The sequence below is a fragment of the Variovorax sp. GrIS 2.14 genome (genome assembly GCF_046115955.1).
Lineage (GTDB): Bacteria > Pseudomonadota > Gammaproteobacteria > Burkholderiales > Burkholderiaceae_C > Variovorax.
Map to the genome: position 1 here is coordinate 49,476 of NZ_JBJXIA010000015.1, position 16,048 is coordinate 65,523.

The 16,048-nt window shown below is 65.4% G+C and carries 12 protein-coding genes; 8 read left to right on the plus strand and 4 right to left on the minus strand.

What is annotated here, in order from left to right; all coding sequences use genetic code 11:
* Positions 1-13: 13 nt before the first annotated feature.
* On the minus strand, positions 14-1,852 hold the full coding sequence (locus tag RCH10_RS20995) for an ABC transporter ATP-binding protein (RefSeq protein WP_409053922.1): 1,839 nt from the start codon (positions 1,850-1,852) through the stop codon (positions 14-16).
* A 137-nt stretch (positions 1,853-1,989) separates the two neighbouring features.
* Positions 1,990-2,886: a LysR family transcriptional regulator gene (locus tag RCH10_RS21000; RefSeq protein ID WP_409053889.1), complete on the minus strand. Its 897-nt coding sequence runs from the start codon at positions 2,884-2,886 to the stop codon at positions 1,990-1,992.
* A 92-nt stretch (positions 2,887-2,978) separates the two neighbouring features.
* On the opposite strand from RCH10_RS21000, the gene RCH10_RS21005 reads away from it, so the two are divergent.
* The gene (locus RCH10_RS21005) at positions 2,979-3,824 is read left to right on the plus strand and encodes a DODA-type extradiol aromatic ring-opening family dioxygenase (protein ID WP_409053890.1); all 846 of its coding nucleotides are present in this window, start codon (positions 2,979-2,981) and stop codon (positions 3,822-3,824) included.
* Positions 3,825-3,862: 38 nt separating this feature from the next.
* Here the strand turns inward: RCH10_RS21005 and RCH10_RS21010 are convergent, their stop codons facing one another.
* Complete coding sequence (locus tag RCH10_RS21010) at positions 3,863-5,332, minus strand: glycosyltransferase family 2 protein (protein WP_409053891.1); 1,470 nt, start codon at positions 5,330-5,332, stop codon at positions 3,863-3,865.
* Positions 5,333-5,445: 113 nt separating this feature from the next.
* Between RCH10_RS21010 and RCH10_RS21015 the strand changes: the two genes are divergently transcribed.
* From RCH10_RS21015 to RCH10_RS21045, 7 genes are all read left to right on the plus strand, one after another.
* The gene (locus RCH10_RS21015) at positions 5,446-6,006 is read left to right on the plus strand and encodes a cytochrome b (RefSeq protein WP_409053892.1); all 561 of its coding nucleotides are present in this window, start codon (positions 5,446-5,448) and stop codon (positions 6,004-6,006) included.
* Positions 6,003-6,872 (plus strand): alpha/beta fold hydrolase, encoded by an 870-nt coding sequence (locus tag RCH10_RS21020; protein WP_409053893.1) that lies wholly within the window; start codon positions 6,003-6,005, stop codon positions 6,870-6,872. The genes RCH10_RS21015 and RCH10_RS21020 overlap by 4 nt, the downstream gene beginning before the upstream one ends.
* A 196-nt stretch (positions 6,873-7,068) precedes the next feature.
* Positions 7,069-7,872: a translesion DNA synthesis-associated protein ImuA gene (gene imuA / locus RCH10_RS21025; protein WP_409053894.1), complete on the plus strand. Its 804-nt coding sequence runs from the start codon at positions 7,069-7,071 to the stop codon at positions 7,870-7,872.
* Positions 7,841-9,247, plus strand: coding sequence for a DNA polymerase Y family protein (locus RCH10_RS21030; RefSeq protein ID WP_323497554.1), 1,407 nt, complete (start codon positions 7,841-7,843; stop codon positions 9,245-9,247). The genes imuA and RCH10_RS21030 overlap by 32 nt, the downstream gene beginning before the upstream one ends.
* Positions 9,240-12,602 carry an error-prone DNA polymerase gene (locus tag RCH10_RS21035; protein WP_409053895.1) on the plus strand — a complete coding sequence of 1,121 codons (3,363 nt, stop codon included), beginning with the start codon at positions 9,240-9,242 and terminating at the stop codon, positions 12,600-12,602. The genes RCH10_RS21030 and RCH10_RS21035 overlap by 8 nt, the downstream gene beginning before the upstream one ends.
* A 26-nt stretch (positions 12,603-12,628) precedes the next feature.
* Complete coding sequence (locus RCH10_RS21040) at positions 12,629-13,423, plus strand: hypothetical protein (RefSeq protein ID WP_409053896.1); 795 nt, start codon at positions 12,629-12,631, stop codon at positions 13,421-13,423.
* A gap of 18 nt (positions 13,424-13,441) precedes the next feature.
* Entirely contained in the window at positions 13,442-15,769 is a 2,328-nt protein-coding gene (locus tag RCH10_RS21045) for an ATP-dependent DNA helicase (protein WP_409053897.1), read from the plus strand.
* 50 nt (positions 15,770-15,819) lie between these two features.
* Here the strand turns inward: RCH10_RS21045 and RCH10_RS21050 are convergent, their stop codons facing one another.
* Positions 15,820-16,002: a DUF3606 domain-containing protein gene (locus RCH10_RS21050; protein ID WP_323497557.1), complete on the minus strand. Its 183-nt coding sequence runs from the start codon at positions 16,000-16,002 to the stop codon at positions 15,820-15,822.
* Between the last annotated feature and the right edge of the window lie 46 nt (positions 16,003-16,048).

The window sequence follows — 16,048 nt, forward strand, 5'->3', positions numbered from 1 at the left end:
CCAGTCCGTCGAATCAGTCGTCTTTGCCGTCGCCCAGAAAGCCACCGCTCTGGTGCGCCCACAGACGCGCATACAGGCCGTTCTTCGACAGCAGCGTCTTGTGATCGCCTTCTTCGACCACGCAGCCTTCGTCCAGCACGATGAGGCGGTCCATCGCCGCGATGGTCGACAGCCGGTGCGCGATCGCGATCACCGTCTTGCCTTCCATCAGCGTGTAGAGGCTTTGCTGGATCGCGGCTTCGACTTCGGAGTCGAGCGCGCTGGTGGCTTCGTCGAGCAAAAGGATCGGCGCGTCCTTCAGCATCACGCGCGCGATGGCAACGCGTTGCCGCTGGCCGCCCGATAGCTTGACGCCGCGCTCGCCCACGTGCGCGTCGTAGCCCTGCCGGCCTTTGGCATCGCCGAGCGTCTGGATGAACTCGTGCGCCTCGGCGCGCTCTGCGGCTGAACGCACGGCAGCGTCGCCCGCGTCGGGCCGGCCGTAGTCGATGTTGTCGGAGACCGATCGGTGCAGCAGCGATGTGTCTTGCGTGACCATGCCGATGTGGCGCCGCAGCGAATCTTGCGTGACCTTGGCGATGTCTTGCCCGTCGATCAGGATGCGTCCGCTTTCCAGATCGTGGAAGCGCAGCAGCAGGTTGACCAGTGTCGATTTGCCGGCGCCCGAGCGGCCGACGAGACCGATCTTTTCACCCGGCGCCACGGTGAGCGTCATGTCGTCGATGACGCGGCGGCCGCCATCGGAATACCGAAAGCTCGCGTGATCGAAGCGGACCTCACCGCGCGGCACCACCAGCTGCGTCGCGGCCGGCACGTCGAGCACCGTGCGCGGGAGCGACAGCGTCTTCATGCCGTCCTGCACGGTGCCGATGTTCTCGAACAGGCTCGTCATTTCCCACATGATCCAGTGCGACATGCCCTGCAGCCGCAATGCCATGGCGGTCGATGCGGCGACCGCGCCGATGCCGACCGCGCCGTTCGACCACAGCCACAGCGCCATGCCGCACATGCCGGCGGTGAGCCCCATGCTGAGTGCGTGATTGGTGATCTCGAACAGGCTGACCAACCGCATCTGCCCGTAGCCGGTGTGCATGAACTCGCGCATCGCGTCGCGCGCAAAGCCGGCCTCGCGCTGCGTGTGCGAGAACAGCTTGACGGTCGCGATGTTGGTGTACGCATCGGTGATGCGGCCGGTCATCAAGGCGCGCGCATCGGCCTGCGCCTTGCCGACCTTGCCGAGGCGCGGCACGAAGAAAGCGAGCTGTGCCAGATAGAGCGCGAGCCAGATCACGAAGGGCCATATCAGTTGCGTGTCGAGCACGGCGACCAGCACGATCATGGTCGCGATGTAGACGCACATCGCCACCAGCACATCGGCCAGCACGAAGACGGTGTCGCGCACCGCCAGCGCGGTCTGCATCACCTTGGCCGTGATGCGGCCGGCGAACTCGTCCTGGTAGAAGGCCATGCTCTGCCCCAGCATCAGCCGGTGGAAGTTCCAGCGCAGGCGCATCGGCAGGTTCACCGCCAGCGTCTGGTGCTTGACGATGGTCTGCAATGCAACCACGCCGATGCTCGCCGCCAGAGCGAAGCCGAGCCACATCAATGTGGTGCCGCGCTCGTCCCACAAGCGCGCCGGCACCTGGCCACCGAGCCAGTCGACGATGCGACCGAGCATCGCGAACAGCAGTGCCTCGAACGACGAAATGGCTGCGGTGAGCAGCGCCATCGTCGCGATCTTGCCGCGCACGCCGTCCGTGCAGGCCCACAAAAAGGCGAAGAAACCGTGCGGTGGCAGCGGCGGTTCGGCGGGCGGATAGGGGTGAAGAAGCTTCTCGAAAAAGCGGAACAAGGCAAGCAAAGGGGTCGGTCTCCAGCGTCGATGCGCGATGACGGAATTGTCTGCGATGCGGGATGGTCGCCGGGTGCGTGCGGCTATGTCGCGACCGCCAGTGCTTCTCATGCAACCGCTTCCCCTGTTCGCCAAAGTTACGGGCGCAACCGGGGGTTCAGCCGGTCGCTCAGAAAGTCGATGAAGCTGCGCAGCTTGGGTGCCATGTACTGCCGGCTCGTGTAAACGGCGAACAGCGTCACCGCGGGCGCCGCGTAGTCCGGCACCAGGCGCGTCAGCACGCCGCTTGCCAGGTCGTCGTCGACCAGCCACGCGGGCAAGAACGCCATGCCCATGCCGGCGCGCACTGCATGCAATGTGAGCGTGGTGTCGTCCGACAACATCACCGGCCGCAGTCGCAACGGTGCCTGTCGTCCGCCCGAACCCTTGAGCGAGAGCCCTTCGATGTTGACGTAGCTCGGCACGATGGCGTCGAGCTTGGCGAGGTCGGCCGGCGCCGAGGGCTCGCCGATTCGACGCACGTAGCGGGTCGCCGCGACCAGATGGAACTGCACCTTGCACAGCGACCGCGCGATCAGCGCGGCAGAAGGCTCCTGCGTCGCCCGCAGCGCCAGGTCGTAGCCATCGGCGGCCAGATCGATCTTGCGGTTTTCCAGATGCATGTCGATCAACACTTCCGGGTACTGCTCGCGATAGTCGGCGAGCACGCGGGCGAAGCGGGGCGTCGCACACCAGACCGGCGCGCTCACTTTGAGCCGGCCGCGTGGTGCTTCATTGCGCTGGCTGATCGTGGCTTCGGCTGCGTCGAGCATGTCGAGCGCCTGGCCGCTTTGCTCGTACCAGGCGGTGCCCGCTTCGGTCAGGCTCAGGTGACGGCTGGAGCGGTTCAGCAAGCGCGCGCCGAGCGACTTTTCGAGTTGCGCGATGTGCTTGCTGACCATCGGCGGCGACATCGAAAGCCGCTCGGCTGCTGCCGTAAAACTGCCCGACTCGACGACGTCACGAAACACGCGGAGGCTGGTCATTCGGTCCATCGATGCTTTCCTCAGAAGAAACCGATCATTGAATGCACGGCTCTCGAATTCTGCAAGGGAAATCACTACATTCGATGTGAAGGAGCTTTGCCATGACCACGAATGCCACCACGAACCCAGCGACCCCGCGCTTGCCGACCTACTTCATCTCCCATGGCGGCGGACCCTGGCCCTGGATGAAAAAAGAGATGGGCAACGCCTATGCCCAACTCGAGGCCTCGCTGGCCGACATGCCGCGGCAAATCGGCCGCAAGCCGCGCGCCATCCTGATGGTGTCTGCCCACTGGGAAGAGTCCGCCTTCACGGTGATGGGCAACCCCAGGCCGCAGATGATCTACGACTACGGCGGCTTTCCCGCGCACACATACAAGGTGCAATACAACGCGCCTGGCTCGCCGACGCTGGCGCGTCGCGTGATGGAACTGATCGAAGGCGCGGGCCTGCCGGTGGCGCTCGATGTCGAACGCGGCTTCGATCACGGCACCTACTCGCCGATGGTCGCGATCTATCCCGAAGCGGATGTACCGGTCGTTCAGTTGTCACTGATGCGCGGGCTCGACCCGGCCGCACATCTGGCGCTGGGCCGCGCGCTGGCGCCGCTGCGCGACGAAGACGTGCTCATCGTCGGCAGCGGACTGAGCTATCACAACCTGCGCAACTTCGGCCCGCAGGCGCACGACGTGTCGAAGGCCTTCGACGATTGGCTTGACGATGCGGTGGTGCAGGGCGCGCCGGCCGAACGCGCGAGGCAGTTGGAGGCGTGGTCGTCAGCGCCGGCAGCACGTATCGCGCATCCGCGTGAGGAGCACCTGATTCCATTGATGGTGGCCGTGGGTGCGGCCGAAGGCGATGTCGGCGAGCGGATCTATCACGAAGACGCCTTCATGGGCGGACTCGTGGTGTCGAGCTTCAGGTTTGGCGCGGCGGCGAACGCCTGAGTGCGTCCTGCGCGCCCGGCGTCGACGCGCACCGCCCCTCAGCTGCGCCGCGTCTCGCCGTCTTCGTTGACCAGCCCGACGCGCGTTTGCCGGCCCCACGTGCCGCGCCCGGTCAAAAAGGTCCACCAACCCCAGGCTGCGCCCGTGTGCCGAAGGAGTTGAAAGGTAAACGGCTCGACGATGGCGGCCAGAAAGGCCTGCACCATGTTCACCTCGCTCTGCTCGCCGATCCAGCGGCGGTACAGGTACACCGACCACAGATGAAACAGCAGGTCGAGCACGATCTTGGCCCCGATCACACCCGCCGCCGGGGCAAGCGCGCCGAGGTTGCCCTCCACGATGTACACCAGCAGCAAGGCAAAGGCGGCCAGCCCGTACAGCGGCTGCAGCGTGTCGATGGCTTTCACCGGAAGCATCAGCGTGCCGAGCCAGCCGTAACGCCGGTCGCCGACCATCGCGCGGTACCAGTACTGCGTTTGCAGGAAGCCTCCGAACCAGCGGCGACGCTGGCGCAGAAAGGGCATCACGCCGCTCGGCGCATCGGTGTGCGCCTGTGCATCGCCGAGCACGCGCACGGTCCACGGCAATCCGTGCGCTTGCGCATAGCGGTGCAGGCGGTGAATGAGCTCGTAGTCCTCGACCAGGCAGTCGGTGTCGAAACCGCCCACCGCACGCACTGCGTCGAGCCGGAAACCGGCGAACGCGCCGGAGATCAGCAGCAGCCCGTCGACCCGCATCCATGCGTAGCGCGACAGAAAATTACGGATGTACTCATACGTCTGAAACCACTGGAAGCAGCGGCCCGCCAGTGTGCGGCTGCACACCGGCGTGATGACGCCCGTCGCGGCCACGAGATCGGGCTCGGCCGAAAACGCATTGCGCACGGCCGCGATGGCCTTGACGTCGAGCAGCGTATCGCCGTCGACCGTGAGCACCGTGTCGGTGTCTATGCAGGCAATGGCGGCATTCAGCGCCACCGCTTTGCCACCGTGCGGCAACCGCAGCCAGAAGAGGCCGGGGTGGCTGGTGCTGGGAGCGCTCAACTGTCCGAAGGCGGGCCGCGCGAGGCCGTAGCGCGTCACGAGCAAGTCGGCGGTTCCGTCGGTAGAGCCATCGTCGGCGATGACGATGCGATCGGGCACATCGGTCTGGCCGAGCAACGCGGCCAGCGTGACCGGCAACACGGCCGCTTCATTGTGCGAGGCGACGATCACGCCCAGCGTATCGCGCTGCACGTCCGTCGCGCCGACGCGCGCAGGCAAAGCGGCGGGCCGTCGCAGGATCGGCAACGTGTGCCAACCGACGAAGAGCAGCAACACGGTGTCGTACAGCACATACGCCACCCCGACCGACCAGCCCCACACGCCGCCAACCTTGAAGGCCATCGCGAAAAGGGCGATCCACAACACGAGCACGCTGCTGTGGATCAGCACGCTGACCAGCGGCGTGGGCGGCGGAGTGAGCCGCGGGGATGCGGCCACGAACGCGCTGCGAAGGGAATCGTTCAAGGAAAGGATGCTCGAAAAAGTGCCCGGGAAGATGCCCGAAAAGAGGCCGTTAACGCAGGGGACAATCGCCCCGGTTCATAAGCTGAGTCGGTTCTGCCCTGAAAATTCCCTCGATGCTCCCACACGCCCGCTACACCAAGACCGCCATGCTGTTGCACTGGCTCATCGCCGCGCTGATGGCGGTCAACATCGCGTTGATCCTGGCGGTCGACCACTTTCCCGACGACTGGGTTCGACCTGCGGTCGACACCCACAAGTCGATCGGCATCACGGTCCTCGGTCTGGTGATCTTGCGGCTTCTGTGGCGCTTTACGCACCGGCCGCCGGCGATGCCCCTTTCTTACGGTCGGCTCGAAAGCTTCGCCGCACACGCTGCACACGGCACGCTGTATGCATTGATGATCTTGCTGCCCCTGTCGGGCTGGATGCACGACTCGGCCTGGAAAGACGCCGCCGCCCATCCGATGCACCTTTTCGCCCTGGTGCCCTGGCCGCGCATCGGCTGGATCATGAACATCGAGCCCGCGACCAAGGAGATGCTGCACGACAAGTTCGGTGCGCTGCACATCTGGGCCGGCTACATCCTGTACGGGCTGTTCGCGCTGCACGTGGCGGGTGCCCTCAAGCACCAGTTCATCGACAAAGAACCCGAACTCCAGCGCATGCTTCCATGAACTTTCCGCCAGATTCCGACGCCGGCGCCCGCGCCTTCATCGAACGCATCGACGCGCTGTCGACGCACCACGATCCGGTGCACGAAGGCGTGCGCGTGCACTGGCGCCGCTTCGGCAACACCGAGACCGACATCACCTACCCGCCGCTGGTGTTGTTGCACGGCGGCCATGGCAGCTGGATGCACTGGATCCGCAATGTCGAGGCGCTGTCGGCCGAACACACGCTGTGGTTGCCCGACATGCCGGGCTTCCTCGACTCCGACAAGCCTTTGCCGATGGCCGACGGCCAGGCGCCGATCGATCCGTTGCTGACGGCGCTGGGCGGCACGCTCGACATGCTGATCGGCGCCGATACGCCAGTCGACCTCGGCGGGTTCTCCTTCGGCGGACTGGTGGCGTCGACCTTCGCCACGCGGCGTCCGGTGCGTCGGCTGGCGCTGGTCGGCAGCGGCGGCCATGCGTCGCTGCGGCGCCTCACGCTGGACATGATCAACTGGCGCCGCCCGGTCGATCGCGAAGCCGAGCGTGTCGCCTTGAAGCACAACCTCGACGCGCTCATGCTGCACGACAAGGCTTACGATCCGCTGGCTTTCGAGATCCACGACGTGTCGTGCCACGGCACGCGATTCCGCAGCAAGGACGTGTCGATGGCCGGTGGGCTGCAGGCGGCGATCGACACGCTGACCTGTCCCTTGCTGCTGATGTGGGGTGAGTACGACGTCACCGCCGACCCGCGGCCGCTGGTGGCGCGATTGACTGCCGGTCATCCGAATCGCGGGGGCGCGGTGGTCAATGGCGCCGGTCACTGGACGCAGTACGAGCGCGCCGACGAAGTCAACCGTCAGCTGCTGCGCTTCTTCGACTGATGCCGATGTAGCGCACGCGGCCCGTGTCCTTCCAGCCGCGCAGCGCTGTTGCTGGGCTTGCCCTCTGCAGTTCGCACGGATCGCAGGGCGGAGTAAGTGAATCTGGCATCGTGCCGGCAATGATCGCCTGAGAGTGTTGCAAAGAAGTGGTTGGGGTTTTCGGAATACTGTATAAAAATACAGTTAACGATTCATCATGGGCCTCCCTTCCTTCGATTCCTTTTCCCCGTCCGCGCGCCAGAACGTCTGGCGCGGTGACGAGCTGGGCAGCGCCGACATGCCCGTGCTCGGCACCGGCCACCCCGCGCTCGACGCCGAGCTGCCGGGGGGCGGCTGGCCGATCGGCGCGATGACCGAGGTGCTGCAGGCGGCACCTGAAGCGCATGTCTGGCAACTGCTGCTGCCGGTGCTGTCTCGCGCGGTCGAAACGCGGGGCGGGCCGGTGGTATTGATCGGCGCACCTTACGAGCCCTTCGGCCCGGCGCTCGCCGCCGCGGGGTTGCCGGTCGAGGCGCTGATGTGGGTGCGCAGCGAGGCGTCTGCCGCACGGCTCTGGGCTTGCGAGCAGGCCTTGCGTTGCGCCGACGTGGCGGGCGTTCTGGCGTGGTTGCCGCAGGCGCGCGTGGGCGAGTTGCGCAGGCTGCAACTCGCTGCGGCACAGCATGAGGGGCTGTTGTTCGTCTTCAGGCCTGAATCCATGGCGCAGTCGGCTTCACCGGCGCGGTTGCGGCTGCAGGTGGTTCCGGCAGAAGGCGGGCAGATGGATGTCCATTTGCTGAAGCGCCGTGGCCCGCCGCTGGCAATGCCCTTGACTTTGCCCGCCCGCAGCGAGCGCATGACGGCGTTGCTGGCGGCCAGCCAGTTGCGGCGCAAGCGGCGCATGCAAGAACTGCAAGGCGCGCAAGAAGAAGCAAATCCCGGCACGACCGTGGTCCGTCTGGACTTGCGCAGGAAGGAGGGGCAATTGCATGCAATGGATCGCGTTGCGGTGGCAGCCTGAAGAAGACAGGGCACCTGTGGCTGCAACGGCACCGATGCCTGGCGCGCCAGCCGCCGACACGCCTGTCGCTGCGCCTCCTTCCATCGAAACCCTCGGCTGGTGGGCGCTGCAATTCACGCCGCGTGTCACATGGCTCGACGAAGCGCTTCTGCTCGAAGTCTCGGCCTGCGAGCGGCTCTGGGGCGGGCAGCAGTCGTTGATGCGCCTGATGACCGCTTGGAACCCGGCGCCCGGCACGCGCATCCAGAAAGTGCAGGGCGCCAATGGCTTGATCGCGCTGGCACGGCTGCGGCTGTTCGCGCGCGGCCACAAGCCGCCCGTCGATGTGCCGGCCGCCTTGCCGCTCGGCGCGCTCACGGCTGCACGCGAGCATCTCGACGTGCTGGAGCGCATGGGCTGCCGCACCTGGGGCGACGTGGCGGCGCTGCCGCGCGGCGGTCTTTCGCGGCGCTTCGGCACGACGCTGCGTGAGACGCTCGACATGGCGTGGGGCTTGCGCCCAGAGAAGCACACGTGGCTTACCTTGCCCGATGTGTTCGACCAGAAGCTCGAACTGCCGGCGCTGGCCGAGAACGCGCATGAACTCATGTGGTCGGCCAACCGCTTGTTGTCGGCACTGCAGATCTGGCTGCGCGCGCGCCAGCGCGGCGTGCTGGCGCTCGAACTCGAATGGACGCTCGATTTGAGACGCTTCAACGGGGTGAACCTGCCGCCGCATCAGAGCATCACCGTGCGTACCGCCGAGCCCACGCAAGACATGGCGCATCTGCGCAAACTGATGAGTGAGCGGCTGGCGCTGACCCAGCTCGGTGCGCCTGCGAGCTGGTTGCGCTTGCGCTCGCTCGACACGTCGCCCTGGGCCGGCGCGAGCACGAGCTTCCTGCCTGAAGACAACCGCAAGGGCGACAAGCTGCACGAGCTGGTGGAGCGGCTGAGTGCGCGCTTGGGGGCGCAGCAGGTGCAGGTGCCGGTGGCCCTGGCGGACCATCGACCGGAGGCGATGCAGGCGTGGGGCCCGGCGTTGCGGAGGGGGCTTGCTACGGGCCGTCGCGGGGGGAGCCCCCATCCCTGCCTTCCCCCCAGGGGAGAGGGCGTAAGTACCTTTCCGCCCTGGCTGCTGCGCCAGCCGCTGCGCCTCGAAATACGCGCCGGGCATCCCTGGTACCACGGGCGGTTGCGGCGACTGGTCGGTCCGCAGCGGCTCGAAGGCGGGTGGTGGGCCGACGACCATAACGAAGGCGGCGAGCCGATGGCGCGCGATTATTACGTCGCGGAGAGCCCCGAGGCCGGTCTGGTCTGGGTTTATCGCGAGCGAACTTCCGCCTTGCGCGGAACGAATGAAACGCGCTGGTTCCTGCAGGGGATCTATGCCTGAACTCAGCGACAAACAGTTGATGGCGCGCCGTCCGGCCAAGCTGCATCCACTGCCACCGAAACAGCCGCCAGAGTTATCTACGTTACCAACGCTGCCCGACTACGCCGAGCTGCATTGCCTCACCAACTTCAGCTTTCAGCGCGGTGCCTCCCGACCGGAAGAGCTGGTCACCCAGGCCTATCACCTGGGCTACAAGGCGCTGGCGATTACCGACGAATGCTCGGTCGCCGGCATCGTGCGGGCGCATGTCGCCCTGCGCGACCATCCGCAGGCGCTGGACGACTACGAGCATGAGCACGCCGACGAACCACCGCTCACGCGCAACCCCGATTTCCGGCTGCTCTTCGGCAGCGAGTTCGGCTTCGACCGTTTCAAGCTGGTGGCGATTGCGCATGACCTCGAAGGCTGGGGCAATCTCTGCGAATTCATCACCGCAGCGCGTACCACCAGCGCGCCCAAAGGCGAATACCGTGTGACATGGCCGGGGGGCGGCAGCGATGAAGTTCAGGTCGGCCACGAAAAAAAGACCGAAAGCGAGGTCGCATCGCTGCAGCACTGCGAAATCCTTCTTGCGCCGCATCGCACGGTCGACGTCGACGCTTTATCGGCCGACGTCGCGCACGCCCAAACCTTGTTCGGCGACCACCTCTGGATCGCCGTCGAACTGCTCAACGAGATGGACGACGACCTGTGGCTGCTCACGCTCGAGCAGGTCAGCCAAGCCACCGGCGTACCGTTGGTCGCGGCTGGCGACGTGCACATGCACAAGCGGTCGCGCAAGCCACTGCACGATGTGGTCACTGCAATCCGCGAGGGCAGGAGCGTGGCCGAATGCGGCTTCGCGCTGCAGTCCAATGCCGAGCGGCATCTGCGCCCACGCTTGCGGCTGGTCGACTTGTACCCGCCGGAATTACTGGCCAACACGCTGGTGGTGATGGACCGCTGCCGCTTCGACCCGGACGAAATCAAGAAGCACTACGCGTACCCGCTGGAGCTGCTCGGCAACGGCGAGACGCCGGCGCAAACGCTCGCGCGCAAAACTTGGGAAGGCGCGGCAGGACGCTATCCGCAGGGCGTTCCCGCGTCGGTGAAAAAGCAGATCGAGCACGAACTCGCACTCATCGAGGAGAAGCGATACGAGATGTTCTTTCTCACCGTGGAAGACATCGTCCGCTTTGCCAACGAACAAAAAATACTGTGCCAGGGTCGCGGCTCATCTGCCAACTCGGCGGTGTGTTATTGCCTGGGCGTCACCGCCATCAACCCGATGGTCGGCCATCTGTTGTTCGAGCGTTTCTTGAGCCGCGAGCGCAACGAGCCGCCCGACATCGACGTCGACTTCGAGCACCAGCGGCGCGAAGAAGTCATCCAGTACATCTACGACAAATACGGCCGCGAGCGTGCCGCCATCGCCGCGGTGGTGATCTGCTATCGCTCCCGCAGCGCCTTGCGTGATGTCGGCAAGGCGATGGGTGTCGACGAGCGGCTGGTCGACGAATTCGCCAAGGACCATTACTGGTTCGACACCACCATCCTCGACCAGCATCTGGCCCAGGCGATGGAGCGCTCGGGCGTGCGCGAGCCGCCGCGCAAGCTGGCGCAATGGCTCGAGCTCACGAATGAACTCAAGGGTTTTCCGCGCCACCTGAGCCAGCACGTCGGCGGCTTCGTGCTGACCCACACCAAGCTCACCCGGCTGGTGCCGGTCGAGAAGGCGTCCATGAAAGACCGCTCGATCATCCAGTGGGAAAAAGACGATCTCGAAGCCATGGGCATGCTCAAGGTCGACGTGCTGGCGCTTGGCATGCTGAGTGCCATCCGGCGCGGGCTCGACTTCACGAACCAGTGGCGTGGCAGCTCGCTGGAAATGCATCAGATCCCCAACGACGACCCGAAGGTGTTCGACATGATCTGCGCGGCCGACACCGTCGGTGTGTTCCAGATCGAGAGTCGCGCGCAGATGTCGATGCTGCCGCGCCTGCAGCCGCGTTGCTTCTACGACCTGGTGATCGAGGTGGCTATCGTGCGGCCCGGACCGATCCAGGGCGGCATGGTGCATCCGTACCTGAAGAACCGCGAGAAGCTGCGCCGTGGCGAAGAGATCGAATACAAGTATCCCGATCTCAAGAAGGCTCTAGGCCGGACCCTGGGCGTACCGATTTTTCAGGAGCAGGTGATGCAGATCGCAATGATCGCGGCGCGCTTCACCCCCGACGAAGCCGATGCCTTGCGGCGTGCCATGGCGGCCTGGAAGCACACCGGCCACATCGAGAAGTTCCAGAACAAGCTGATCGACGGCATGGTCGACAACGGCTACGACCGGCCCTTTGCCGAGGCCATCTTCAGTCAGGTCAAAGGCTTCGGTGAATATGGCTTTCCGGAGAGCCACGCGGCCAGCTTCGCGTTGCTGGTGGCCGTCAGCAGCTGGCTCAAATGCTACGAGCCGACCTGCTTTCTGGCCGCCATGCTCGACTCGCAGCCGATGGGTTTTTACTCGGCCTCGCAACTGGTGCAGGACGCGCAGCGCCATGGGGTCGAGGTGCGGCCGGTGGATGTGACGGTGAGTGAGATGGACAGCACGTTGGAGCCTGTGGTGACGGAACAGAGCGGCCATCCCGCAAAGCAAAATCATCCAGCAGTGCGGCTGGGCCTGCGCCGCATCGGCAGTCTCAGTGCAGCCGGTGCCCATCGCCTTCTCCAGGCCCGCGCATTCGCCCCGTTCACCAGCACTGAAGACCTCGCAGTGCGTGCCGACCTCGACGCGCGCGACATGGCCGCGCTGGCGGCATCCGACTCGTTGATGGCCTTGTCGGGCCATCGCCGCCAGCAGGTATGGGATGCCACGGCGCAGCGTCGCGCGCCGGCCTTGCTCAAGGGCGTGCCGATCCACGAAACGCCTTTGCTGCTGCCGCCCGGCACTGAAGGCGAAGAGATCGTCGGCGACTACGCATCCATGAACCTCACGCTGCGGCGCCATCCGCTGGCGCTGCTGCGGCCCCGCATGGCGCGCCTGAAGTTGCTGAGTGCGGCCGAGCTGCACGACCTGCCGCACGGCCGGGTGGTGCGTGCCTGTGGCATCGTCACCATGCGGCAGCGTCCGCAAACCGCCAAGGGCACCATCTTCGTCTCGCTCGAAGATGAGACCGGCATCGTCAACGTGATCGTCTGGAACGACCTGGTCGAAGAACAGCGCGAACCGTTGTTGAAGTCCAAGCTGCTCGCCGTCAAGGGCGTGTGGCAGCGCGACGTGGCCAGCGGCGGCAACGTGCGGCATTTGCTGGCGCAAGGCTTCAAGGACTTGACGCCGTGGCTCGGCCGACTCGCAGGGCAAAACAAAAGCAGAGATTTCCATTGACCAATCAACGCCATTCATCTCGCACCATGCTGGCCGAATCCATCGCTCACGAAGTACCTGTCGACTCGCTTCCGGGCGACATCGTGCTTAGCCGCACCCACGCGCGTCGCTTGCGCGATGTGTACCGATCTTCCGGCTGGCCGTGTTGCGATGCGATCGAGGTCGATCTGCTCGCTGCGGGTTTGCTGGAGCGCGTGCGGTCGGCGCTGGGGTATGAAACATTGCGCGTCACCGACCGCGGCATCGCGCACATCGCCGCATCGCTCGTCGTCAACCGCGCGGCGCTGTCGGCGCACGAGGCGCTGGTCGAGCGTGTGGCGCGCGAGATGACGCGCGCTGGCCGCATCGCCTGGCGCAACCTGAGTTTGCGTGCACGGCTGGCGGGCACCAACGAAGGCGACCCGCATCGCTGGTGCATCGCGCGGCCCGATGTTTTTTCGATCCGCAACACCAGCGTCGAGGCGTATGCCCAACCGATCGTTCACGAAATCAAGGTGCGTCGCTCCGATCTTCTGTCGGACCTGAAGAAGCCCGACAAGCGCGCGGCCTACCTCGATCTGGGTGGCGAGTGCTGGTACGTTTTGGGCTGCGACGCGCGCGGGCGGCCGATCGGTTCTGCCGACGAAATCCCTGTCGAATGCGGCGTGCTGATGCTTGAAAACGATCGACTCGTGGTGGCGCGTGCGGTGGTGCATCGCTCGCAGGCCCGCATGCCGTTCGCAGTCTGGATGGCGCTGGCCAAGGCGCAGCCGGTTCCGGGCTTCGAAGAAGATCTTCAGGTTCCGCTGACCGACTGCGCAACGCTGCCTTCGGTCCGTTGACCAGGGCCTGTTGCTTGCATGGCGCTCCTGTCCGACTCCCTCCCTGCTGACGTAGCGACGCCGCCACGTCCGGCGCTCGACCTCACGGTGTCCGTCAAGTCGCTGTGCGCCTTCGCCGCCAAGGCCGGCGATCTCGACTTGCGCTTCGCGCCCGCGCCCAGCGCGCAGGAAGGCATCGCCGGCCATCACCTCGTTCAATCACGGCGCGGGCCGGGGTTCCAGGGCGAGGTTTCGCTGTCTTCGAGCTTCGGCGGCCTGCGGGTGCGGGGTCGTGCCGATGGCTTCGATGCCGAGCTGGGCCGTGTCGAAGAGATCAAGACGTTTCGCGGGGAGTTCGACGCGATCAAGGGCAATCACCGCGCGTTGCATTGGGCCCAGGCCCGCACCTATGCCGCAATGCTGTGCGAGAAGCACGCGCTGGCCCACATCACGGTCGCGCTGGTCTACCTCGACATCCATAGCGGCGACGAAACCGTGCTTGAAGAACAGCGCACGCGCGCCGATCTGCAAGTTGAATTCGAGGCGCTTTGCAGTCGCTTCATGGCATGGGCGTGGCAGGAGTCTTTGCATCGCGCTGCGCTGGCGCGTGACCTGTCGTCTCTCGCGTTTCCGCACGCCGGCTTTCGACCCGGTCAGCGTGAACTGGCAGAAGGCGTCTACCGCGCCGCCGCGGCCGAGCGTTGCCTGATCGCGCAAGCACCGACCGGTATCGGCAAGACGATTGCCACGCTCTTTCCCTTGCTGAAAGGCTGGACCGCGCATCGCACCGACAAGCTGTTCTTCCTGACCGCGAAGACCTCCGGCCGTGCCGTGGCGCTCGACTCGCTGCGCGTGCTGCGCAAAGACTGCCCCACGTTGCGGGTGCTCGAACTCGCCGCGCGAGAGAAGGTCTGCGAGTACCCGGGCCGCGCATGCAACGGCGACGCGTGCCCCTTGGCGGCCGGCTTCTACGACCGCTTGCCGGCAGCACGCAGCGAGGCGGTAGGGCAGTCATTGCTGAACCGCGAAACGGTGCGAAACGTCGCGTCGGCGCACCGCGTGTGCCCGTACTTTCTGGCGCAGGAACTGGTGCGGTGGAGCGATGTCGTGGTCGCCGACTACAACTACTACTTCGACGGCAGTGCGTTCCTGTACGCGCTCATGATCGACGAAGAGTGGCGCGCCGCGGTCCTGGTCGACGAGGCACATAACCTGATAGAGCGGGCGCGCAGCATGTACTCGTCCGAGCTCGACAGCGCCGCGCTCGCCGTTGCGCTGCGCGTGGCACCGCGTCACATCAAGCAGGCGCTCGACAAGCTGGAGCGCGAGTGGGATTCGCTGCAGCTGGCGCAGCGCGGCGCGACGCCATCCGCCTTTACGCCGTACGCCATCCGCGACCAGATTCCAGAACGCCTGCATCGCGCGCTACAGGAAGCCATCGGCGCCATGTCCGACCACTTCGCGGATCACCCGGCCGAGGCCAACGGCCCGATGCAGCCGTTCTTCTTCGACATGCTTCGCTTCGTACGTCTGTCTGATGAGTTCGGCGAGCACTCGGTACTTGAAAGCACGATCGATGCACATCCTGACGGCCCCTGCGGTTTCGCGATCCGCAACCTGATCCCGGCGTATTTCCTGAAGCCGCGCTTCGAACGTGCGCTGTCTGTCGCGTGCTTTTCCGGAACGATCGCGCCTTTCGCGTTCTATCGTGATGCACTCGGCATGCCGCAAGGCACCGCACATCTCGATGTCGGCTCGCCGTTTCAAACGCACCAGCTCACGGTGCGCGTGGCAATGCAGATCTCGACGCGCTACCGTGACCGCGATCGATCGCTGGAGCGGCTGACGAAGATCATCGCGGCGCAGTACCAGCAACGACCCGGCAACTACCTGGCTTTCTTCAGCAGCTTCGACTACCTGGACAGTGCGTGCGATGCGATGGCCGCGCGCTATCCCGACGTGCCGATGTGGGCGCAGTCGCGTGGCATGCGGGAGTCTGAACGCGAAGCCTTCGTCGCGCGCTTTGTCGCCGGTGGGCAAGGCATCGGCTTTGCTGTGCTGGGAGGCGCTTTCGGTGAAGGAATCGACCTGCCCGGCGAGCGTCTGGTCGGCGCCTTCATTGCGAGTCTCGGACTGCCGCAGCACAACGAATTGAACGACGTGATGCGCGAGCGGATGCAGGAGCGCTTCGGGCAGGGCTATGAATACACGTACCTCTATCCCGGCCTGCGCAAGGTCGTGCAGGCGGCGGGCCGCGTGATTCGCACCGAGCAGGATGCGGGCGTGTTGTATCTGCTCGACGATCGGTTCGCGCTGCCCGAGGTGCAGTGCCTGTTGCCGCCGTGGTGGCGCATCGAGCTTCACTGACCGCGAGCGATCAATGAAGCCCTGCTTCGCGCAGCGCGACGGCGCTTGGCTCAGCTCACGCCGAGATGCGTTCGCACTTCTTCTGCGGATGTGCCGACTTCGGCCACTGCAAGACGCAGCGCCTCCTCGGTTACCCCGAGCCGCTGGGTCCATTGCTCTACCGCAGCGATCTGGGTCACATCGACCGCCTGGCCGGGATTTGTCGGCACGACGATGTCATCGGACTGAGTCATGGTTTGCTCCTTCGTTTGCATGGACGCAATCTTCAGTCGCGCGATG

Excerpts from the sequence above, each read along its gene's own strand:
- RCH10_RS21035 (WP_409053895.1), top strand. The coding sequence starts at position 9,240 with ATGCCTGAACTCAGCGACAAACAGTTGATGGCGCGCCGTCCGGCCAAG.
- RCH10_RS21000 (WP_409053889.1), bottom strand. The coding sequence starts at position 2,886 with ATGGACCGAATGACCAGCCTCCGCGTGTTTCGTGACGTCGTCGAGTCG.
- RCH10_RS21040 (WP_409053896.1), top strand. The coding sequence starts at position 12,629 with ATGCTGGCCGAATCCATCGCTCACGAAGTACCTGTCGACTCGCTTCCG.
- RCH10_RS21030 (WP_323497554.1), top strand. The coding sequence starts at position 7,841 with ATGCAATGGATCGCGTTGCGGTGGCAGCCTGAAGAAGACAGGGCACCT.
- RCH10_RS21050 (WP_323497557.1), bottom strand. The coding sequence starts at position 16,002 with ATGACTCAGTCCGATGACATCGTCGTGCCGACAAATCCCGGCCAGGCG.
- RCH10_RS21020 (WP_409053893.1), top strand. The coding sequence starts at position 6,003 with ATGAACTTTCCGCCAGATTCCGACGCCGGCGCCCGCGCCTTCATCGAA.
- imuA (WP_409053894.1), top strand. The coding sequence starts at position 7,069 with ATGGGCCTCCCTTCCTTCGATTCCTTTTCCCCGTCCGCGCGCCAGAAC.
- RCH10_RS21005 (WP_409053890.1), top strand. The coding sequence starts at position 2,979 with ATGACCACGAATGCCACCACGAACCCAGCGACCCCGCGCTTGCCGACC.
- RCH10_RS21045 (WP_409053897.1), top strand. The coding sequence starts at position 13,442 with ATGGCGCTCCTGTCCGACTCCCTCCCTGCTGACGTAGCGACGCCGCCA.
- RCH10_RS21015 (WP_409053892.1), top strand. The coding sequence starts at position 5,446 with ATGCTCCCACACGCCCGCTACACCAAGACCGCCATGCTGTTGCACTGG.